The 19,662-nt window shown below is 61.3% G+C and carries 18 protein-coding genes; 11 read left to right on the forward strand and 7 right to left on the reverse strand.

Going from position 1 to position 19,662, the window contains the following annotated elements; translation table 11 throughout:
• Nucleotides 1-70: 70 nt before the first annotated feature.
• Both mnmL and H2Z84_RS06455 read right to left on the reverse strand, forming a co-directional pair.
• Nucleotides 71-997 carry a tRNA modification radical SAM protein MnmL/YtqA gene (mnmL, locus tag H2Z84_RS06450; protein ID WP_181835244.1) on the reverse strand — a complete coding sequence of 309 codons (927 nt, stop codon included), beginning with the start codon at nt 995-997 and terminating at the stop codon, nt 71-73.
• Nucleotides 998-1,086: 89 nt separating this feature from the next.
• Nucleotides 1,087-1,269, reverse strand: coding sequence for a protein MIGRI (locus H2Z84_RS06455; RefSeq protein WP_181835245.1), 183 nt, complete (start codon nt 1,267-1,269; stop codon nt 1,087-1,089).
• Between the two features lie 183 nt (nt 1,270-1,452).
• Here H2Z84_RS06455 and metX point away from each other — a divergent pair, with 183 nt between their 5' ends.
• The 4 genes from metX to H2Z84_RS06475 all read left to right on the forward strand — a co-directional run bounded on the left by metX (nt 1,453) and on the right by H2Z84_RS06475 (nt 4,935).
• Nucleotides 1,453-2,595, forward strand: coding sequence for a homoserine O-succinyltransferase MetX (gene metX / locus H2Z84_RS06460; protein ID WP_181835246.1), 1,143 nt, complete (start codon nt 1,453-1,455; stop codon nt 2,593-2,595).
• Nucleotides 2,592-3,194 carry a methionine biosynthesis protein MetW gene (metW, locus tag H2Z84_RS06465; RefSeq protein ID WP_181835247.1) on the forward strand — a complete coding sequence of 201 codons (603 nt, stop codon included), beginning with the start codon at nt 2,592-2,594 and terminating at the stop codon, nt 3,192-3,194. The genes metX and metW overlap by 4 nt, the downstream gene beginning before the upstream one ends.
• Before the next feature lie 68 nt (nt 3,195-3,262).
• The gene (locus tag H2Z84_RS06470; protein WP_181835248.1) at nt 3,263-4,543 is read left to right on the forward strand and encodes an AmpG family muropeptide MFS transporter; all 1,281 of its coding nucleotides are present in this window, start codon (nt 3,263-3,265) and stop codon (nt 4,541-4,543) included.
• Complete coding sequence (locus tag H2Z84_RS06475) at nt 4,540-4,935, forward strand: MliC family protein (protein WP_181835249.1); 396 nt, start codon at nt 4,540-4,542, stop codon at nt 4,933-4,935. The genes H2Z84_RS06470 and H2Z84_RS06475 overlap by 4 nt, the downstream gene beginning before the upstream one ends.
• A gap of 216 nt (nt 4,936-5,151) precedes the next feature.
• Here the strand turns inward: H2Z84_RS06475 and H2Z84_RS06480 are convergent, their stop codons facing one another.
• Nucleotides 5,152-6,381: an MFS transporter gene (locus H2Z84_RS06480; protein WP_309545446.1), complete on the reverse strand. Its 1,230-nt coding sequence runs from the start codon at nt 6,379-6,381 to the stop codon at nt 5,152-5,154.
• Nucleotides 6,382-6,447: 66 nt separating this feature from the next.
• Between H2Z84_RS06480 and H2Z84_RS06485 the strand changes: the two genes are divergently transcribed.
• On the forward strand, nt 6,448-7,272 hold the full coding sequence (locus H2Z84_RS06485; RefSeq protein ID WP_309545447.1) for an AraC family transcriptional regulator: 825 nt from the start codon (nt 6,448-6,450) through the stop codon (nt 7,270-7,272).
• A gap of 11 nt (nt 7,273-7,283) precedes the next feature.
• On the opposite strand, the gene asnB is transcribed toward H2Z84_RS06485, so the two are convergent.
• Together asnB and wrbA are read right to left on the reverse strand one after the other, a co-directional pair.
• Nucleotides 7,284-9,140, reverse strand: a complete 1,857-nt coding sequence (gene asnB, locus H2Z84_RS06490) for an asparagine synthase (glutamine-hydrolyzing) (protein WP_181835251.1) — start codon at nt 9,138-9,140, stop codon at nt 7,284-7,286.
• Nucleotides 9,141-9,229: 89 nt separating this feature from the next.
• The gene (gene wrbA / locus H2Z84_RS06495; RefSeq protein ID WP_309545448.1) at nt 9,230-9,829 is read right to left on the reverse strand and encodes an NAD(P)H:quinone oxidoreductase; all 600 of its coding nucleotides are present in this window, start codon (nt 9,827-9,829) and stop codon (nt 9,230-9,232) included.
• Nucleotides 9,830-10,033: 204 nt separating this feature from the next.
• Between wrbA and H2Z84_RS06500 the strand changes: the two genes are divergently transcribed.
• Entirely contained in the window at nt 10,034-11,245 is a 1,212-nt protein-coding gene (locus H2Z84_RS06500) for a YihY family inner membrane protein (protein WP_181835253.1), read from the forward strand.
• On the opposite strand, the gene H2Z84_RS06505 is transcribed toward H2Z84_RS06500, so the two are convergent.
• Together H2Z84_RS06505 and H2Z84_RS06510 are read right to left on the reverse strand one after the other, a co-directional pair.
• A complete protein-coding gene (locus H2Z84_RS06505; RefSeq protein WP_181835254.1) occupies nt 11,197-12,000 on the reverse strand; it encodes a DUF3025 domain-containing protein in 804 nt (267 codons plus the stop codon). The genes H2Z84_RS06500 and H2Z84_RS06505 overlap by 49 nt on opposite strands.
• Before the next feature lie 30 nt (nt 12,001-12,030).
• Nucleotides 12,031-14,334: a sensor domain-containing diguanylate cyclase gene (locus H2Z84_RS06510; protein ID WP_181835255.1), complete on the reverse strand. Its 2,304-nt coding sequence runs from the start codon at nt 14,332-14,334 to the stop codon at nt 12,031-12,033.
• Between the two features lie 171 nt (nt 14,335-14,505).
• Between H2Z84_RS06510 and cysG the strand changes: the two genes are divergently transcribed.
• The 5 genes from cysG (at nt 14,506) to H2Z84_RS06535 (ending at nt 19,629) form a co-directional block, all read left to right on the forward strand.
• A complete protein-coding gene (gene cysG, locus H2Z84_RS06515; RefSeq protein ID WP_181835256.1) occupies nt 14,506-15,927 on the forward strand; it encodes a siroheme synthase CysG in 1,422 nt (473 codons plus the stop codon).
• A 60-nt stretch (nt 15,928-15,987) separates the two neighbouring features.
• Nucleotides 15,988-16,395: a PTS sugar transporter subunit IIA gene (locus H2Z84_RS06520; protein ID WP_181835257.1), complete on the forward strand. Its 408-nt coding sequence runs from the start codon at nt 15,988-15,990 to the stop codon at nt 16,393-16,395.
• The gene (locus H2Z84_RS06525; protein WP_181835258.1) at nt 16,382-16,651 is read left to right on the forward strand and encodes an HPr family phosphocarrier protein; all 270 of its coding nucleotides are present in this window, start codon (nt 16,382-16,384) and stop codon (nt 16,649-16,651) included. Before H2Z84_RS06520 ends, H2Z84_RS06525 begins: the two co-directional genes overlap by 14 nt.
• Before the next feature lie 29 nt (nt 16,652-16,680).
• A complete protein-coding gene (ptsP, locus tag H2Z84_RS06530; RefSeq protein WP_181835259.1) occupies nt 16,681-18,420 on the forward strand; it encodes a phosphoenolpyruvate--protein phosphotransferase in 1,740 nt (579 codons plus the stop codon).
• A 69-nt stretch (nt 18,421-18,489) separates the two neighbouring features.
• On the forward strand, nt 18,490-19,629 hold the full coding sequence (locus H2Z84_RS06535; RefSeq protein WP_181835260.1) for a glycosyltransferase family 4 protein: 1,140 nt from the start codon (nt 18,490-18,492) through the stop codon (nt 19,627-19,629).
• Nucleotides 19,630-19,662: the final 33 nt, after the last annotated feature.

Consider the following 19,662-nt stretch of genomic DNA (forward strand, 5'->3'; position numbering starts at 1 on the left):
ACAAGGAGAATCTGACATGCAATCTTTGCGATTGTTCTTGGCTGATTGATAGCCAGTAACTAATTTCGCCTCAGGCGCTTGCTGTCGGCCAGCTCCGCCCCAGTGCACTGCCTTGGCCGCCATCGCGTGCCAGCAACTGGCCGATGGCTTGCAGGGCGCTCCAGCGTGGGCCGCACCACTCGGGCGCAATCAGGGTGGGGGCTTGTGCCGTGGCCGATATCCGGTGGAACACCACCTCGGGTGGCGTATGGCGGATCAACGAGGCGGCCAGGCTGGCGTAGTCGTCCAGTGCCATGGCCGACACCTCGTCACGCTGGTACTGCGCCGCCATGCGGCTGCCGCGCACGATCATCAGCGGGTGCAGCTTCAGCCCCTGTACACCGATTTCCAGCACGGTTTCCAGCGTGGCATGCATATCGGCAGTGTCTTCGCCGGGCAGACCGGCAATCAGGTGGGTACACACCTTCAGGCCATGCTGCTGGGCGCGGCGTACCGCATCACGGTAGTCGGCCAGGGTGTGGCCACGGTGAATGCGCCGCTGGGTGTGGTCATGGGCGGTTTGCAAGCCCAGCTCCAGCCACACTTCCTTGCCGGCGGCCTGATAGGAGGCCAGCAGTTCCAGCGCGCTGTCCGGCACGCAGTCTGGCCGGGTGCCTACGCACAGGCCCACCACATCGGCGGCGACGGTGGCTTCGTCATATAGCTGACGCAGACGGCTGACTTCGGCATAGGTGCTGGTGTAGGCCTGAAAGTAGGCCAGGTAGCGGCGCGCGCGGTCGGTCTTGCCTTTTTCGCGGGTAATCTGCTCGCTGATCGACAGCGTGCCGGCATCGCGACCAAAGCTTTTGACATTGCAGAAGGTGCAGCCACCACGGCCCAGCGTGCCGTCGCGGTTGGGGCAGGTGAAATCACCGGCCAGTGACAGCTTGTGTACCGGCTGGCCATGACGGCGCTTGAGATAATGGCCAAAGGTATGCAGATGAGCGGTAAGGTCCATGGTGCTAAACGGCTGGGTGTGGACAGAAAAGCCCACAGCTTAGGCAGTTTGCCCCGGCATGGCCCTGTGCCATATCAAGGCTTGTATGCCTAGAGCTGGTGAAAACCCAGCCAGTACAGCAGTACAAAAATGGCCGATGCCGCCAGCAGGGCGGTGGCTAGCGTACTGATGAATTCGCGCAGGCTTGCCCGCTGACGCCGGTCCAGCAGCCAGCGCACGATGGCATACAGTACGGCAAACAGCAGCACGAGGCGAAACAGGCGACCGATCATGGCGGGTAACAGGCAGGAAAACCGGGCCGATTATGCGGTGTGGGCCGCTCAGGAGCAAGCAAGGCTATGGATATAATCGGCCAGACAGGCGATGATAGCAGCCGTAGCCTACAGGAGGCCCCGCAACGAGAATGGCCGGCAAGGCCGCCGGCGGGGCAATAATCATTAGAGGCCTTTTTTGTTATGTCCGATCTGACAAGGTCCGTCGGCATCGTAGAGGCGCAGATCGCGGAGTTCGATACCCCGCTGCATCTGGCCAGCGGTGCCGTGCTGCCTGCCTACCAACTGTGTTTTGAAACCTACGGCACGCTGAATGCTGCGTGCAGCAATGCCATCCTGATTTGCCACGCGCTGTCCGGCCACCACCATGTGGCCGGCCGTTATGCTGCCGACGATAAGGCAGCCGGCTGGTGGGACAATATGGTCGGCCCCGGCAAGCCCATCGATACCAACCGTTTCTTTGTGGTGGGGCTGAATAATCTGGGTGGCTGCCATGGCAGCACTGGTCCCTCTTCCATCAATCCGGCCACCGGCCAGCCCTGGGGTTCGACCTTCCCGGTGGTCACGGTGCCGGACTGGGTGCGCTCGCAGGCGCGGCTGGCCGACCGGCTGGGCATCGAGCGCTGGGCCGCGGTGATTGGCGGCAGTCTGGGCGGCATGCAGGCCTTGCAATGGAGCATCGATTACCCGGACCGGGTGGCCCATGCGCTGGTGATTGCCTCGGCTCCCAAACTGTCGGCACAGAATATTGCCTTCAATGATGTGGCACGGCAGGCCATCCTCACCGATCCCGATTTCCATGGCGGCGACTTCTACGCCCACAATGCCATTCCGCGGCGCGGCCTGCGACTGGCGCGCATGCTGGGCCATATCACCTATCTGTCCGATGACGGCATGGGCGAAAAATTCGGCCGCATGCTCAAAAGCGGCGACTACCAGTTTGGCTTCGAGGTGGAATTCGAAATCGAATCCTACCTGCGCTACCAGGGTGACAAGTTTTCCGATTATTTCGATGCCAATACCTATCTGCTGATGACCAAGGCACTGGACTACTTCGACCCGGCCAAGGATCTGAACGACGACATCGTGGCCGCGCTGCGTAAAGCCACGGCGCGCTTCATGGTGGCCAGCTTTACTTCGGACTGGCGTTTCTCGCCGGAGCGCTCGCGCGAAATCGTCAAGGCGCTGGTGGCCGCGGACAAGGAAGTGGTGTATGGCGAAATCGAATCAGTACACGGCCATGATGCCTTCCTGATGCTGGACGGGCCCTATGTCAACCTGATGCGCGCCTATCTGAACCGTGTGGCCGAGGAGGTGACAGCATGAGCGCCATCAACACTTTGCGGGCCGACCTGCAGCTGATTGCCGATTGGGTGGCTCCATCCAGCCGCGTGCTGGACCTGGGTTGTGGCGACGGTGCCCTCTTGTCCTGGCTGAACCGCCACAAGGCAGTGCGTGGCTACGGCGTGGATTTCGACGTCAACAATGTGGTGCGTTGCGTGGAAGCCGGCGTCAACGCCATCCAGGGCAATCTGGAAACCGGTCTGGCCGAATTCGAAGACCAGCGCTTCGACCATGTGGTGTTGTCGCAAACCATTCAGGCCATGCACAATACCGAGCAGATTCTGGTGGAAATGCTGCGCGTGGGCCGCGAGGCCATCGTTACCTTCCCCAATTTCGGCTACTGGGAAAACCGCTGGCAGATTCTGCAGGGCCATATGCCGGTGTCGGAAACCATTCCCTACGAGTGGTACAACACGCCGAACATCCACTGGTGCATGCTGGGCGACTTTGAGGCCCTGTGTGCCAAGAACGGCATCCGTGTGCTGGAGCGGGTGGTGATGAACGAGGAAAAGCGTATTCATTTCCTGCCCAATCTGCGCGGCAGCCTGGCGTTTTACCGGGTGGCCCGCCAGCCTGGCTGAGTACCGATGACCCACAAAGGCGGCTACGGTCGCCTTTTTTGCATTGCTGGCCCCGGCCACAAGGATTCATGAAACAAGCTCCCCTGCACTGGCGCGAGGCCATCTTGTCGCGCCGCATGCTGATTTGTGTTTTTACCGGCTTTGCCTCAGGCCTGCCGCTGTATCTGCTGATCAACCTGTTGCCGGCCTGGCTGCGCAGCGAAGGTGTCAATCTCAAGGCCATCGGCCTGTTTGCCCTGATCGGCCTGCCCTATACCTGGAAATTCCTGTGGTCGCCGCTGCTGGACCGCTTCGTGCCGCCGCTACTGGGGCGGCGGCGTGGCTGGATGCTGCTCAGCCAGTTGGCCTTGCTGATCAGCATGGCCTTGTTCGGCCTGTTCGATCCACGGCTGCAGCTGCAGCAGATTGCCATGCTGGCGGCGGTGGTGGCCTTTTTCTCCGCCAGCCAGGACATTGTGTTGGATGCCTACCGCCGCGAGCTGCTGACTGATGCCGAGCTGGGTTTGGGCAACTCGGTGCATATCAATGCCTATCGGCTTGCCGGCCTGGTGCCCGGTTCGCTGTCCTTGATTCTGGCCGACCACACCAGTTGGCAGAATGTATTCATCATCAGTGCCCTGTTCATGCTGCTGGGTGTGCTGATGACCCTGCTGGTGTCCGAGCCCGCCTTACGCGCAGCCCCGCCCAAGACGCTGCGCGAAGCGGTGGTGGAGCCGTTTCACGAATTCATCCAGCGCCAGGGTTGGCGGGCTGCCGCCACCATTCTGGGCTTCATCTTCCTGTACAAGCTGGGCGACAGCATGGCCACCGCATTGGCCACGCCGTTTTACCTGGACATGGGCTTTGCCAAATCGCAGATCGGCCTGGTGGCCAAGAACGCCGGGCTGTGGCCGGCGGTGATCGGTGGCCTGCTGGGTGGGGTATGGATGCTGAAGCTGGGCATCAACCGGGCGCTATGGCTGTTTGGCGTGGTGCAGCTGTTGTCGATACTGGGCTTTGCCTGGCTGGCCAGCTATGGTCATTTCCAGCAGATTGGTCCTGTCCAGTTAGGCCAGCTGGCACTGGTGATCGGTTTCGAGGCCTTGGGCGTGGGCCTGGGCACGGCGGCCTTTGTGGCATTCATCGCCCGTACCACTCACCCGGCCTATACCGCCACCCAGTTTGCCCTGTTTACCAGCTTGTCAGCGGTGCCGCGCACCTTTGCCAATGCCGCTACCGGCTATATTGTGGATGCCGTGGGCTGGGGTGGATTTTTCCTGCTGTGCGCCGTACTGGCCTTGCCCGGCATGTTGTTGCTGCTGAAGGTAGCCCCGTGGAATGGGGATGCCATCGCCAAGGAAACGCCATGAAGTTCTTGCCTGTATTGCTAGCCTGCCTGCTGCCCATGCCGCTGTGGGCCGAACCGCAACCCTTGCTACTCGAGAATGCTGCGGAGGTACCCTCCAGCGAAGCCGTGCCGGCCATGCAGCGGGTGGATTACCAGTGTGCGGCCCATCGCCTGCTCAGCGTGGAATACCCGCAGCCGGAAGTGGCCGATGTGCTACCCATCCGCATTCTCTGGCAGGGGCAGCACTACCGGCTGGTACGGGTGAGCAGTGCCAGTGGTGTGCGTTATGCCAGCCAGCAGCTGGTGTGGTGGAACAAGGGCGAACAGTCGGTCTTGCTTACCCGTGGCGGGCGCTCGCTGGCGCGTGATTGCCAGCCGCTGGCCGGGGCCAGTCCCGCTCAGCCCACACCATGAAAAAACCGGCCGTGATGGCCGGTTTTCAGGCTGCTGACAAAGTTATTTGGAGCGATTGTACTGGACCCGGCAAAGCCGGGCCTTTCGATTAAGTAACTGATTCCGCAGCCTTCCCATCTATTCGCCTTTTCCCCGTCCTGGCCTTGCCAATTGAAGAAAGGAGCCTCGCTTTCCTTTCAGAAAGCGAGAGGGTTGTTTGTCAACGTGCCGCGTGATTCAGGCTTTCTTGTGGTGCAGGTCGGGTAGCAGCACGGTGATGATGCCCAGCAAGGGCAGGAAGGCACACAGCTGGTAGACGGTTTCGATGCCGTAGTGGTCGGCCACTTTGCCCAGCACCGCCGCGCCAATGCCGCCAATGCCGAAGGCAAAGCCGAAGAACAGCCCGGACACCATGCCCACCTTGCCCGGCACCAGTTCCTGCGCATATACCAGGATGGCGGAGAAGGCCGAGGCCAGGATAAAGCCGATGATGAAGGACAGCACGCTGGTCCAGAACAGGTCCACATGCGGCAGCGCCAGGGTAAACGGTGCCACGCCCAGAATCGAGAACCAGATCACCCGCTTGCGGCCGATGGCGTCGCCAATCGGCCCGCCCAGCACCGTGCCGGCAGCCACGGCAAACAGGAAGATGAACAGATGCAGCTGTGCGGCTTGAATACCCAGCCCGAAGTGCTGCATCAGGTAAAAGGTGAAATAGCTGGTGATGCTGGTGAGGTAGAAATACTTGGAAAAGACCAGCAACACCAGTATGCCCAGGGTGAAGGCGGTACGGCCCGGCGACAGGCCGGTCGGCACGATGGCCTTGTGTGCCTTGGCCGTGCGCTGCTGGTGGCTATACCAGACGCCGATGCGCCACAGCACCAGCATGCCGAGCAAGGCCGCCAGCGAGAACCAGGCCAGGCTGGGCTGGCCATAGGGAAACACCACCAGCGCTGCCAGCAAGGGGCCGGTGGCCGAGCCGGCATTGCCCCCTACCTGGAACAAGGACTGCGCCAGACCGTGGCGGCCACCCGAGGCCATGCGCGCCACGCGCGAGGATTCCGGATGGAAGATGGACGAGCCGGTGCCCACCAACGCGGCGGCAATCAACAGCGTGTGATAGTTGGGGGCCACCGATAGCAGCAGCAGGCCGCACAGTGTCGCGCCCATGCCAAATACCAAGGAATAGGGCAGCGGTCGCTTGTCGGTATAAATGCCGACCAGCGGTTGCAGCAGCGAGGCGGTGCACTGGTAAACCAGGGTCATCAGGCCGATCTGGGCAAAGCTCAGGTGAAATCCGCCCTTGAGTACCGGGTAGATAGCCAGGATCAGCGACTGCAACATATCGTTAAGAAAATGGGTAAAACTGATAGCACCCAATACCCGAAAGCGGGTGTCTTGCGGCGGTGCCATGCTCTGGCTGGCGCTGGTCATGATGATGTTGTCTTGTGGTGGTGGGTTCATCATGCTATCAAGGGCTATCCCTGCCCGTCCTGCGCATGAAGGGCAATTATCTTTTAGAAAATGACAATCGTGAGTGATTATCAACATCTCCACCAGTACGACACCGGTATCGCCCCGGTGGTGGCCAAGGCGCGCGACTACCCGGCCGGTGAAGACACGCCGCGCCATGCCCATCCCACCGCACAGCTCTTGTATGCGGTGGAAGGCGTGATGGTGGTGAGTACGGCGTTGGGGCAGTGGATCGTGCCGCCCACCCGTGGCATCTGGCTGCCGATTGCCACCTGGCATCAGGTGCGGATGATCAGCGCGGTGCGCATGCGTACGGTGTATGTGCGGGAAGACAGCCTGGACGGGCTACCGCAGGAATGCCGCGTACTGGCCATTTCGCCCTTGTTGCGCGAACTGATTCTGGCCGCCATGGATATTGCCGTACCGTATGCGGCCGATTCGCGTGATGAACGGCTGATGAAGCTGCTGCTGGATGAAATCCGCAGCCTGCCCACCTTGGCGCTATCCTTGCCACGACCGCAAAGCGCGGCCTTGCAAGGCTTGTGTGATGTGTTGCTGGCCGAACCGGGCGATGCCCGTTCGGTAGAAGAGTGGGCTGAGCAACTGGCCATGGATGCGCGCACGCTGCAGCGGCGCTTCAGCCGCGAAACCGGCCTGTCGCTGGGGCAGTGGCGGCGCCAGGCCCGGCTGATTGCCGCACTGGAAAAGCTGGCCTGCGGGGCCAGTGTGCTGGAGGTGGCACTGGACCTGGGCTATGCCAGCCCCAGTGCCTTTGCCACCATGTTCAAACGCGAACTGGGGGTGTCGCCCAGCAGCTTTTATGCCCCACTGGCTGACCATCATGCCCCAGTCGGCTCCGGTAGCCAGCACCAGCCAGCTTCCTGAGCGCTGCCGCCTTAAGGCAGGGCGCGGCGCAGCGCATCCAGCTGCTGCAGGCTTTCATCCAGAATTAGCAATTGCAGCACCTGCTCGGCCAGTGCTGCTTCGCCCTGGCGGTAAGCCTGGCTGAAGGTATCCACCGCCTGTGCATCCAGTTGGCCGTCAGTCAGGCGCTTCAGTCTTTGTCCCAACCCGGCGAAGCGCTCGGCCAGGCTGGTTTGCAGCCAGCCGGCCAGCGGCGGATTGAAGCCACGCTTCTTGCGCTGGAAAAAGTCGGCCGGCAGGGCCGGGTGCATGGCGCGGCGGAAAATCAGCTTGGCTGGCTGGGTGTAGCGTTCGGCGTCGGATGTAGCCAGTAAGTGTTGGTACAGGCCGTGGTCCAGCAGCGGGGCGCGGCCTTCCAGTCCGTGCGCCATGGTGCACAAGTCGGATTTTTGCAGGATGTAATCCGGCAGGTAATTGGCAAAATCGATGGCTAGCAAGCTTTGCAGGCCGGGTACGGCATCGCTGGCTTCCGGGCCGATGTCATCCGGCTTGCGCCAGTAGCACAGCTGCGGCAGTGCCCGGCCGCCCTGCAGGAAACGGCGCTGGCCCGGCGTCAGGCCGGAAAAACGCAGCGAGTAGGCTGCCTGCCAGTCCATGGCGAGTTCCGTGGCCAGCTTGCCCTGCTTGCCGGACAAGGCTGGGCGTATGCCCAGTGGCAGGCGGATATGCCGCCGCCAGCGCGTGCGCAGATGTTTGTTCATGCGCTTGTAGCCGGCCAGCAGTTCGTCACCACCATCGCCTACCAGCACCACTTTCACCTGTTTGCTGACCTCACGTGCCAGATACCAGGTGGGGAAGCTGGAGGGGTCGGCAAAGGGTTGGTCCAGATCGGCCACGATGCGGGAAAAGTCGGCCGCCAGATTGTCTGGCATGGTGATGCGTATATTCTGCAGCCCCATGCGCTGGGCCGAATCCGCCGCATCGACCGATTCATCCAGCGTGCTGCCGGGGAAGGCGGCGGTAAAGGTAGAAAACTGCTGATAGCCCTGTCCGGCCAGCCGGCTGGCAATCAGGGTGGAGTCGATGCCGCCGGACAACAGTACGCCCAGTGGGCGGTCGGCCACTGTGCGCATGGCCACGGCGTGATCCAGCTCGGGCAGCCAGTCGCCGGTTTCGGCCTTGGGTTGCCAGTAACGGCGTTTTTTCAGCTGACGGCTGGTCAGGTCAAATTCCAGGCAATAGCCGTTTTCCAGGCGCTGGATATTTTCAAATACCGTGGCCGGTGCCGGAATGTAGCGATGTGCCAGATAGGCATCGATGGCCGCAGGGCTGAACTGGCGTGCGGCCAGCGGCACAAACGGCAGTACTGCGCGCACCAGCGAGCCGAAGGCCAGGTTGCCATCCAGCAGCGCATACAGCAGTGGTTTCTCTCCCATGCGATCGCGCGCCAGATGCACCTTGCCCTGGCGCAGATCGAGAATGGCAAAGGCAAACATGCCGCGCAGGCGGGAGAGCAGGCCATCGATGCCCCAGGCCTCGTAAGCCCGCAGGATAAATTCGGTATCGGAATGGGTACGGAACACCGCGCCGGCCTGTTCCAGTTCGCGCTTGTCGTTTTCCCAGTCGTACACCTCGCCGTTGTAGCAGATCCACAGCTGGCCATCGTCGTTGCGCATGGGCTGGTCGGCCTCCGGACGCGGGTCGATGATGGACAGGCGCGCATGCAGCAGCGCATTGTGAATGGCGTCATCCGCCGCGCTCTGGCCGTGCTGGTCCAGCCGCAACTGGTGAGCGGCATCCGGCCCGCGACGGGCCAGTTCCAGCAACATGGCATCGGCCGTTGCCGCAGCAACGGGGGTCCGGGAAAAGAAACCGGCAATTCCACACATAAAGCTTGTTCCCGGCGCAACGCTCAACGCTGCGCAAGAGGTAAAAAATCAGCGGGTGCAAATGGCCAGGCCAGCACGCGCGCCCGGTATTACAAGGGGTGCTGCAGGCGCAGGGCCGCTTCTGCCAGGCGCTTGCCCTGGGCAAAGGCCAGCTTGCTTTCGTCTGCCGACAGCGGACGGTCATTCTGCACCCCGGCCACATGGCTGACGCCATAGGGCGTGCCGCCCGTCTGGGTGGCGGCCAGCGCTGGCTCGGAATAAGGCAGGCCGACCAGCAGCATGCCGTGGTGCAACAGCGGCAGCATCATGCTCAGCAGGGTGGATTCCTGCCCGCCATGCATGGACGAGGAGCTGGTAAACACGCAGCCCGGCTTGCCGGCCAGTGCGCCGGCCATCCACTCGCCACTGGTGCCGTCGATGAAGTACTTCATGGCGGCGGCCATATTGCCAAAGCGGGTGGGGCTGCCCAGGGCCAGGCCGATGCACTCGGCCAGATCGCTTTTTTCCACATAGGGCGCGCCGCTGGCCGGGATGGCCGGCGCGCTGGCTTCGCATACGGTGGAAACCTTGGGCACGGTGCGCAGCCGTGCCTGGCAGCCAGGCACGCTTTCAATGCCACGGCCGATCAGCCGGGCCAGTTCGGCGGTGGCACCGTGCTGGCTGTAATAGAGTACGAGGATGTCTTGCACGACGATGTCCAGAGGAATGGCCGCCATCAACAAGAAGGGCGGTAACAGGGCGAACTGGCAGCATGATACCAGTTTCCATCTGTTGATTTGTATGCGACCAGTATGTCCCGCATCGTGTGGCAGCGCAGCCTGGCAGGTGCTTGCCGACGACGGCCAGTACATTGTCGCTTGCCAGCCGGCAGTGGCTGAATTACCTTGCGCCTCATGAAACTGCCCGCCAAGTATGCAACGCAAATCGGTTTTTCCGGCTTTCTGATCCGCCGCATGAGCAGCCTGCGCGTGATGCAGGTGGCCGGCAGCCTGACCTTTACCACCCTGCTGGCACTCGTGCCCTTGTTCACCATTGCCTTGACGGTGATTTCGGCCTTTCCGGTATTTTCCGACTACAGCACCCGCTTCAAGGTATTGCTATTGTCGACGCTGGTGCCGGAGTTCGCCGGCAAGGTGATTTCCGTCTACATGCGCCAGTTTGCCGACAATGCGGAAAAACTCACCGCTGCCGGCATCATCATGCTCGGGGTAACAGCGCTGATGCTGATGTCCACCATCGAGCGCACTTTCAATGCCATCTGGAGTGTGCGCCGGGGTCGGCCCTGGCTGCAGCAGAGCATGGTGTACTGGACGGTGCTGACGCTGGGCCCGCTGGTACTTGGCGGTGGCCTGCTGTCCTGGCGCTGGCTGCTCAAGTTCACCCGTTTCGAAAAAACCATGCCCGTGCTGGCCAGCACGGTAGAGGCCGGCGGCACTATCTTGCTCACCGGCATCGTACTGTCGCTGTTGTACCGTATCGTGCCCAACCGCTTTGTGCCGATTCGTCACGCGGTACTGGGTGCAATGATCACGGCGGTACTGCTGGAGCTGACCAAGCTGGGTTTCGGTTATTACATCGGTCAGGTGGCCAGCTACCAGCTGGTGTACGGGGCGTTTGCCAGCATTCCGATTTTCCTGCTGTGGGTGTATTGCCTGTGGATGGTAGTGCTGGCCGGGGCGGTGTTCACCGCATCGCTTTCTTACTGGGAAGGCGGTGCCTGGCGGCGGCGCTTTGAGCCACGGCGACGTTTTCTGGATGCGGTGGAAGTCTTGCTGATGCTGGACGCGGCGCAGGAGCAGGGCTGCAGCCTGACACCGGTGCAATTGCGCCAGCAGGTCAAGATAGGCTACGACGAACTGGGCCTGGTGCTGGACAAGCTGGCGCTGCATGGTTATGTGCAAAAAGGCCAGCGCGATGGCTGGGTGCTGATGAAAAAGCTGGCGGCGGTGCAACTGTCCGAGTTGTTCCAGCTGTTTGTCTATCGGGCGGATCTGGCCAACGACGATGCGGTGGGCCAGGGGATAGAAGACCTGTTGGGCACGGTGACCGAGCGGCTTCAGAACGTGTCGCTGGAAGACTTTGCCCGCCGGCTGGGGCGGAAGTAGTCGGTATTCTGATAGAAAGACGGCTCGGTATTGTCCGGCCACCAGCCGGGAATGCCCAGCAAGGGCAGTGGCCATAACTGGCGGGGGCTGGCCAGCCAGTCGTCATCAGCCAGCATGCTGGCCAGCCGGCTATCCAGCTGCTCGCGCTGCACGGCCTCGGGCAGGGTAAAGAAGTCGGGCTCCACCGCCATCAACAGCGCCTTGCCGCACCAGCCCAGGTGCGGTGTCAGGCCGGTTTCAAACAGGGCATGCCCCAGTGCATGCACACTGATCTGCCGTCCCCAGGCGTCACGCTGTTCCACAAACAGGGTTTGCCATTGCATATCGTCCAGCGCCTGCCCTAGTGCCGGTTCGGCGCAGGCAACGATGATTCCGCATTCATCCAGCAAGGTGGCGGCATCGCGACGCGGCCCGCGCTTGATCTCGCCACGGCGGATGGCGCGCACATGGCGAGCGTTCAGTGCGGCCTTGCTCAGCGGCCAGGCCAGCCAGGCCAGGGCATTGAACCAGTCGTGCCAGTTTTCGCTGCGGGTAGGCACCTCGCCGGTATCCGCAATATGGGTTTCGTAGTAGGAGGGTGCTTGCAGGTCGCAGCAGAAGCGCAGGCCTGCGGGAAGCTTGGGCGGGGCAGCCAGCTGCAGCAGCCGGTCGTAGTCGGCCTGCCCAGGCCAGTTGGCCAGAGGCAGCCGGGCGCTGATGTCGCGTAGTGGCTGATAGAGCGGATGGGACAGATAGTCGGTATGCCAGTGACTCACGATGGGCGGCTGCCTGACAAAAGCCCCATTTTAATCCAGCGCCAGCGACAGGTCATGGCAAACCCGGTCGCGCCCCAGGTGTTTGGCCTGATACAGCAGCTTGTCAGCCCGTTTCAGCGGGTCGTCCACATGCAAATCGCTACTGCGCAGCAAGGACAGTCCCACGCTGACGGTGTAGTGGATCTGCTGACCGTTGACTTCCACCCGGCTCTGGCTGACCGCTTCGCGTAGCCGCTCTGCCGCCGCCAGCGCAGCGTTGTCATCGGTATTGGGCAGCAGGGCGGCAAACTCCTCACCACCCAGTCGGCCGGTCAGATCCGTGGTGCGCAGCACTTCGCGGCACAGCGTGGCGAAATGGGTGATGACCTGATCACCGGCGGCATGGCCGTATTGGTCGTTGATGTTCTTGAAGTGATCCAGATCCATCATCAGCACCGCCATCGGCTGCTGGTAGCGCTGGCTGCGCTTGATTTCCCGTTCGGCCTGTTCCAGGAAATGGCGGCGATTGTCCAGCCGGGTCAGCTCGTCCTTGGTGGCCAGCTGGAACAGTTTTTTCTCGTGCAGGTCGCGCTGCAGGGCAATGGCGGTGATGTGAGAGCTACGGTAAACCAGCCGCATTTCGTCGGGGTTGGGCGTGCGCGGCTCGGTATAGTAAATGGCAAAAGTACCCAGAAGTTCGCGGGTGCTGCTGAACAGCGGGGTAGACCAGCAGGCGCGCAGCTGATGTGGCCGTACCAGCTCCAGATAGGGCTGCCACAATGGGCTGCTTTCCATGTCTTCGACGATGATGGTGCGCTTCCAGTAAGCCGCCGTACCGCAGGAACCTACCTCGGGGCCGATGGCAATGCCTTCAATCATGGCGCTGTATGCTGGCGGCAGACTATTGCCAGAGGCCACATGCAGGTGCTGGCCATCTTCGGTCAGCAGCATGACCGAGCACAGCCCGCCGGTAAGCTGGGATTCGATCATGGTGCAGATCTGCGCCAGCGTGTCCTGTAGCGGCTGATTGGAGGCAATCATCTCCATCACGGCGTTTTCTTCGCTCAGCAGGCGATTGGCTTGGCGGGTATCGGTAATTTCCCGGTCGACCGACAGAATGCTGGTGAGCTTGCCATTGCTGTCGAATTCGGGAAACAGCCGGGTTTCGAAAATATAGCGCCGGTTATGCGACAGCAGCTCCAGTTCGAAGCAGCGCGGTTCCCAGGTTTCGATTAACTGCTGGCATTGCGACTCGAACAAGCTGACCACATCGGCTGGCCAGCCCTTTTCGCCGACGGTTTTGCCGATGTGTTCATCGCGGATCAGTGGCGAGTAGCGGCTGACGCTGCGATTGATGAACTGGCAGCGCAGCTCCAGATCGTAGCGGGCGATGATGTCGCTGGAGTTTTCCACCAAGGTGCGAAATTCCTGCTCACGCCGCCGCATGGCCGCCTCGGCCAGCTTGCGCGCGGTAATGACCTGATTGAGTGACAGCACGATGGCGCCATCGCCCGCTTGCGGGCCGGCCTGCAGGTTCTGCTCCAGCCATTCCCAGTGCTGGTCGGCATGCCGCATGCGGCATTCCAGGCTATGGCTGGTGGCCGGATGATGGCAGGCGGCCTGCAGGGCGTTCTCCAGCAAGGGGCGGTCTTCCGGGTGTAGCCGTTGCCGCCAGTCGTCCAGGCTCATGCTTTCCAGCTGCGGGTCCAGCCCCAGCAGCTTGTGCAGCGAACCGGGCGAGCAAGTCACCCTCTGCTTGCCAAGATCGAATTCGCACAGCCCAATGCGCGTGCTTTGCAATACCGTGGTGATGGCATTGCCCAGCAATGCCGGCCGGCCTTGCTCGCTGGCATCGTGCAACAGCAGCAGCCGCCAGTGGTCCGGTGAGCGGTCGGCCGGCAGCACGATTTGTTGCAAACCCAGCTGGCGGATGCGGCCTTGTGCATCTTGCAGCTCGACATGCTGCGGGGTAGCCAGCAAGGCGGTCTGCTGTTGCAGTGCCAGACACACGGCTGGCGGCAGGCCGCATTCCTCCAGGCTGCGTGGTTGCCGTCCCAGCAGGGCCGTGCAGCCCAGACCGGCCGCTTGCAACTGACCCTGACCGTCCAGTGCCAATAAGGCAGCGCTGGAGTGCTCCACCAGAAAACGCAGCGTGCCCGCTTGTTCATGTGCATGGCGCCGACGTTGCCACAGGCTACCCAGCCAGATGCCGATTGCCACACCGAGCAAGCCTGCCAGTTGCCAGTCCCACAGGGCGTGTGGCGTGTCGCTGGCCCACGCCAGCGGGCTGCCCAGCACCAGCAGCAGAGCCGTGCCGTGGCTGATCTTGCTGAATTTCGATCTGAAGATAGTCAATGGGTACCCGCCGCTTCCTGGAGTTGCCCTGTTTGTCTATTGCCAAGGGCTTAATCTCATCATGGCATTTGGCAGGGAAATTGTGATGACGAAAATCAGGCTGAGTGCCGGCAGCTCGTCGTTTTTATGCAACAAATAAAGTATGCTGTGGCCATTGTTGTGGAGCGATGCATGGATTACTTTCCGATTTTTCTAAAGCTGCAGGATGCCCCCTGCCTGGTCGTGGGGGGAGGCGATGTCGCCTTGCGCAAGATTCGTCTGCTGAAGGCGGCCGGAGCCAGGGTGACTGTCGTTGCGCCTGAGCTAGCCACCGAACTGGGCGAAATGGCACAGCAGGACGTCTTGCGCTGGTTGCCGGGGTATTTTTCCCCGGAGCAGGTGGCCGGCATGCGGCTGGTGGTTGCCGCTACAGACCAGCGCACGGTCAATCAGCAGGTTTCTGTAGCGGCGCAGGCCCACAATATCCCGGTGAATGTGGTGGATGATCCGGAATTGTCCACCTACATCACCCCGGCCATCATCGACCGCTCGCCGCTGGTGATCGCCGTGTCTTCCGGCGGTGCGGTCCCGGTGCTGGCGCGGCTGGTGCGCGCCCGGCTGGAAAGCATCATCCCGGCTGGTTTCGGCCTGCTGGCAGCCTTTTCCGCGCGCTTTCGCGACAAGGTAAAAGCCCGCTTCAGCGATGTGGAAGCACGCCGCGCCTTCTGGGAATCGGTGCTCGAAGGCCCCTTGGCCGAAGCCGTGATGAATGGCCGTGAAGCCGCCGCCACACTCGAAATGGAAAAGCGTCTGGCCAGCCAGGACGATACGCCAAGCGGCGCGGTATACCTGGTGGGGGCCGGGCCGGGCAATCCGGATCTGCTGACCTTCCGCGCGCTGCGCCTGATGCAGCAGGCCGACGTGGTGTTGCATGACAATCTGGTGGCTCCGGAATTACTGGAACTGGTACGCCGCGACGCCGAACGCATTTACGTGGGCAAGGCGCGTGCCAACCACAGCCTGCCGCAGGAAGACATCAATCTGCTGATGGTAAGATTGGCCAGTGAAGGCAAGCGAGTATTACGCCTGAAGGGCGGCGACCCCTTTACCTTTGGCCGTGGTGGCGAGGAAATCGAAACCCTGGCCGAGCATGGCATTCCATTTGAAGTCGTACCTGGTATTACCTCGGCAAATGGCGCAGCCAGCTATGCCGGTATACCCTTGACCCACCGCGATCATGCGCAGTCGGTCACCTTTGTCACTGGCCACAGGAAAGACGGCAGCATCAATCTGGATTGGCCGGCGCTGACCCGCCCGGACCAGACCGTGGTGGTGTACATGGGGCTGACCATGGCGGCGGAGTTGTGTGCCGCCTTCATCCAGCATGGCAAGCCGGCAGATACGCCGGTGGCGGTGATTGAATGGGCCACCACGGCGCGCCAGCGGACGCTGACCGGCACCTTGAGCAGCTTGCCCGCCTTGATTTCCTCCTATGGTGTTGCCTCGCCTGCGCTTATCATAGTGGGCAGCGTGGTCACGCTGGCGGATAAACTGGCCTGGTACCGGCGGGTGGAAAACGGGCCTGTTACAATGCCGGATTCGCCGCAGACATGAGCACGGCCGGGCAGCATGCGGCTGTGTGCCAATAATCGTTACGGATAAGAAGACTCGGGCATGGTTGGTGTACTAGTCATATCACATGGCAATCTGGGTGCCTGTCTACTGGACTGCGCCCGGCACGTATTGGGACGGGACCCGGACAATATCGCCACGCTGGCGGTAGAAAAAACCGAGGATCCGGATCAGAAACTGGTCGAAGCCGCTGCGCTGGTGGCACGCCTGGAACAGGGCGATGGCGTGGTGGTGTTGACTGATATGTATGGCGGCACGCCATCCAATATCGCCAGCCGGCTGATCAATTCGGGCAAGGTCGAGGCCGTTGCCGGCGTCAGCCTGCCCATGCTGGTGCGAGCGCTCAGCTACAGCACCCAGCCGCTGGAGATCGTGGTCAGCAAGGCCATTACCGGCGGGCTGGAAGGTGTGCTTTATATTCTCCCGGGGGACGGAAATGCTGCGCGTTGAAATACAAATTATCAATAAACTTGGCCTGCATGCTCGCGCATCGAGTAAATTCACCCAGCTTGCCAGCCGCTTCAGCAGCGACGTGGGTATCGCCCGCAATGGCCGCCGCGTCAATGGCAAGAGCATCATGGGCGTGATGATGCTGGCCGCTGCCAAGGGCTCCACCATCGAGCTGGATGTAGCAGGCCCTGACGAACAGGAAGCGCTGGATGCGCTGGTAGCACTGATCAATAACCGGTTTGACGAGGCTGAATGAATCAGCCCGCTTGAGGAGGGGATGGGACGATGAATATCACCCTGCATGGTGTAGCCATTGGTGGCGGCATCGCAATTGGCCGGGCCCATCTCATCTCACGCAGCATGGACGATGTGGCGCACTACGGCCTGGAAGACGCAGAAATTCCAGCCGAGATGGCGCGCTTCGACGAAGCGGTGCGCGCCACGCGCAAAGAGCTGGAAATGCTGTGGGGGAGCATCCCGGAAAACGCACCGGCCGAACTGGGTGCCTTTCTCTCACTGCACATCATGCTGTTAGGGGATGTCACCATCTCGCGCGAGCCGCGTGAAATCATCGAAAAGCAGCACTGCAATGCCGAATGGGCGTTGAAGCTGCAGTGTGACCTGCTAGTCGAGCAGTTCGACGCCATCGAAGAAGACTACCTGCGCGAGCGCAAGAACGATGTGCTGCAAGTGGTGGAGCGTATCTTCAAGAACCTGGATGGCCACGCTCCGCAATTGCCAGCGCCCGGCGATCTGCTGGACGATACCATCCTGGTGGCGCACGACCTGTCGCCGGCCGACATGGTGTATTTCAAGGATTCCAATTTTGCCGCCTTCGTCACCGACGTGGGCGGAGCCACCTCGCATACCGCCATTCTGGGGCGCAGCCTCGATCTGCCTTCGGTCATCGCCCTGCACCACGCACGCGAACTGATCCGCGAAGAAGAGCAGATCATCGTCGATGGCCAGCAAGGTGTGCTGATCGTTAATCCAGATGAGCTGGTGCTGAGCGAATACCGCCGTCGCCAGCGCGCCTGGCGCGATGCCAAGCGCAAGCTGTCTTCCATCCGCAAGTCCGATGCCAAGACCCGCGATGGTACGGTAATCGAACTGCTGGCCAATATCGAATTGCCGCAGGATGTGGAAGTGGTGCGTGGTTCGGGTGCGGTCGGTGTCGGCCTGTTCCGCAGTGAATTCCTGTTTCTGGGCCGCGATACCCTGCCCACCGAGGATGAACAGTTCGAGGCCTACCGCAAGGTGGCCGAAGACATGAAAGGCCTGCCGGTCACCATCCGTACCATGGACCTGGGGGCCGACAAGAACCCGAAATGGCTGAACCACGATGTGGCCGATAACCCGGCGCTGGGGCTGACCGGTATCCGGCTGTGCCTGGCCGAGCCGCTGATGTTCCGCGCCCAGTTGCGGGCGCTGTTGCGTGCCTCGCACTACGGCAAGATCAAGATCCTGTTCCCCATGCTCAACTCGCTGGGCGAACTCAAGCAGTCGATTGCCCAGCTGGATTACGCCAAGCAGGAACTGCACGAAGAAGGCCTGCCTTTCGACGCAGAGGTCGAAGTGGGTGCGATGATCGAAATCCCCTCCGCCGCACTGGTGGTGGGCAGTTTTATCAAGCATGTCGATTTCCTGTCCATCGGCACCAACGACCTGATCCAGTACACCCTGGCCATCGACCGCAATGACGACTCGGTCAGCCATCTGTACGATCCGGTGCACCCGGCGGTACTCAAGCTGATCCTGCATACCATCCGTACTGGCATCAAGGGTGGAGTACCGGTATCAGTATGCGGCGAGATGGCGGGCGATCCGCGCCTGACCCGGTTGCTGCTGGGCATGGGCCTGCGCAAGTTCTCCATGCATCCGGCCAGCCTGCTGGCGGTGAAGCGCATGGTGCTCAACACCCATCTGGACGATATCGCCCCCATCGCGGGACGCATGCTTCGATCCGAAGACCCTGATAAAATCGCCGATCTTTTGCAACTGCTGAATACCGAGCCGGATGTCTGATCCGGCTTTTATTTTTGGCAGCATTGTTGCCTGATCAGCTGTTCAGTGTGAATGGAAGCCCTATCCCGGATGACACGCCTTGCCATTGTTCGTCAAAAATATAACCCCGCTGGTGGTGCCGAGCGTTTTGTCAGCCGTGCCCTGCAGGCGCTGACCCAACAGCACGCGCTGAGCGTTTCCCTGATTGCGCGCAATTGGGAAAAGCTGGAAGGCATTGCCGAATGTCGGGTCAACCCTTTCTATTTGGGTAACCTGTGGCGTGACTGGGGGTTTGCATGGTCGGCGCGGCGGCGTTGGCAGCAGGAAGGCTTTGACCTGGTCCAGTCGCATGAGCGCATTCCTGGTTGCCATATTTTCCGTGCCGGCGATGGCGTGCATCGTCATTGGCTGCAACTGCGCCGTCAGCATCTGGGCTGGTTCGGGCGCCTGTCGCTACTGCTGAATCCCTATCACCACTATGTGCAATATGCTGAAAAAGCCATGTTTCAGCATCCGGACTTGCGTCTGGTGGTGTGTAATTCGCACATGGTGAAACAAGAAGTACAACAGTATTTCGGCTTGCCCGATCAGCGTTTCGCCGTCGTTTACAATGGCGTCGACACGGCTCAGTTTCATCCGGAGTTGCAGCAGCAGTATCGTGCCGCCATGAGAAAGCAGCATGACATTCCGGCAGCGGCACCGGTCATGCTATATGTTGGCTCCGGTTTCGAGCGTAAGGGCGTGGCCAGGGCGCTGCAGGTGCTGCAGCAATTCCCCGAAATTTATCTGCTTGTGGTTGGCGGTGATAAGCATGCAGCCCGTTATCACGCACTGGCTGAGCGTCTGGGGATGAAGGCGCGGGTGCGTTTTACCGGGGCGCAAGGAGATGTAAAACCGTTTTACGGGATGGCGGATGCCTTTATATTGCCCACGCTGTATGATCCCTTCCCCAATGTGTGTGTCGAAGCCATGGCAGCGGGCCTGCCAGTGTTTACCACGACCACCTGCGGCAGTGCCGAATTTCTGACCAATGGCCGTAATGGTTGGGTCGCCGCTGTTGATGACCTGCAGGGGTGGCATGACGGGGTGGCATATTGGCTGCAGCATCAACAGGACTGGCCTGCCTGGTGTCAGCAGGCGCGTCAGGCGGTAGAGGGGCTGACCCTGCCCGCCATGACTGATGTCATGTTGCAACAATATGAAAAACTCCTTGCCGCGCACACGTCTTGAACTGTGCCTGATTACCTTGTTGCAAGGCGCAAG

The sequence above is a fragment of the Aquitalea aquatica genome (assembly GCF_013911085.1).
Lineage (GTDB): Bacteria > Pseudomonadota > Gammaproteobacteria > Burkholderiales > Chromobacteriaceae > Aquitalea > Aquitalea aquatica.

Excerpts from the sequence above, each read along its gene's own strand:
- cysG (WP_181835256.1), top strand. The coding sequence starts at position 14,506 with ATGGATTACTTTCCGATTTTTCTAAAGCTGCAGGATGCCCCCTGCCTG.
- H2Z84_RS06500 (WP_181835253.1), top strand. The coding sequence starts at position 10,034 with ATGAAACTGCCCGCCAAGTATGCAACGCAAATCGGTTTTTCCGGCTTT.
- H2Z84_RS06475 (WP_181835249.1), top strand. The coding sequence starts at position 4,540 with ATGAAGTTCTTGCCTGTATTGCTAGCCTGCCTGCTGCCCATGCCGCTG.
- H2Z84_RS06470 (WP_181835248.1), top strand. The coding sequence starts at position 3,263 with ATGAAACAAGCTCCCCTGCACTGGCGCGAGGCCATCTTGTCGCGCCGC.
- metW (WP_181835247.1), top strand. The coding sequence starts at position 2,592 with ATGAGCGCCATCAACACTTTGCGGGCCGACCTGCAGCTGATTGCCGAT.
- mnmL (WP_181835244.1), bottom strand. The coding sequence starts at position 997 with ATGGACCTTACCGCTCATCTGCATACCTTTGGCCATTATCTCAAGCGC.
- H2Z84_RS06525 (WP_181835258.1), top strand. The coding sequence starts at position 16,382 with ATGCTGCGCGTTGAAATACAAATTATCAATAAACTTGGCCTGCATGCT.
- H2Z84_RS06480 (WP_309545446.1), bottom strand. The coding sequence starts at position 6,381 with ATGATGAACCCACCACCACAAGACAACATCATCATGACCAGCGCCAGC.
- H2Z84_RS06520 (WP_181835257.1), top strand. The coding sequence starts at position 15,988 with ATGGTTGGTGTACTAGTCATATCACATGGCAATCTGGGTGCCTGTCTA.
- ptsP (WP_181835259.1), top strand. The coding sequence starts at position 16,681 with ATGAATATCACCCTGCATGGTGTAGCCATTGGTGGCGGCATCGCAATT.
- H2Z84_RS06535 (WP_181835260.1), top strand. The coding sequence starts at position 18,490 with ATGACACGCCTTGCCATTGTTCGTCAAAAATATAACCCCGCTGGTGGT.
- asnB (WP_181835251.1), bottom strand. The coding sequence starts at position 9,140 with ATGTGTGGAATTGCCGGTTTCTTTTCCCGGACCCCCGTTGCTGCGGCA.
- H2Z84_RS06455 (WP_181835245.1), bottom strand. The coding sequence starts at position 1,269 with ATGATCGGTCGCCTGTTTCGCCTCGTGCTGCTGTTTGCCGTACTGTAT.
- metX (WP_181835246.1), top strand. The coding sequence starts at position 1,453 with ATGTCCGATCTGACAAGGTCCGTCGGCATCGTAGAGGCGCAGATCGCG.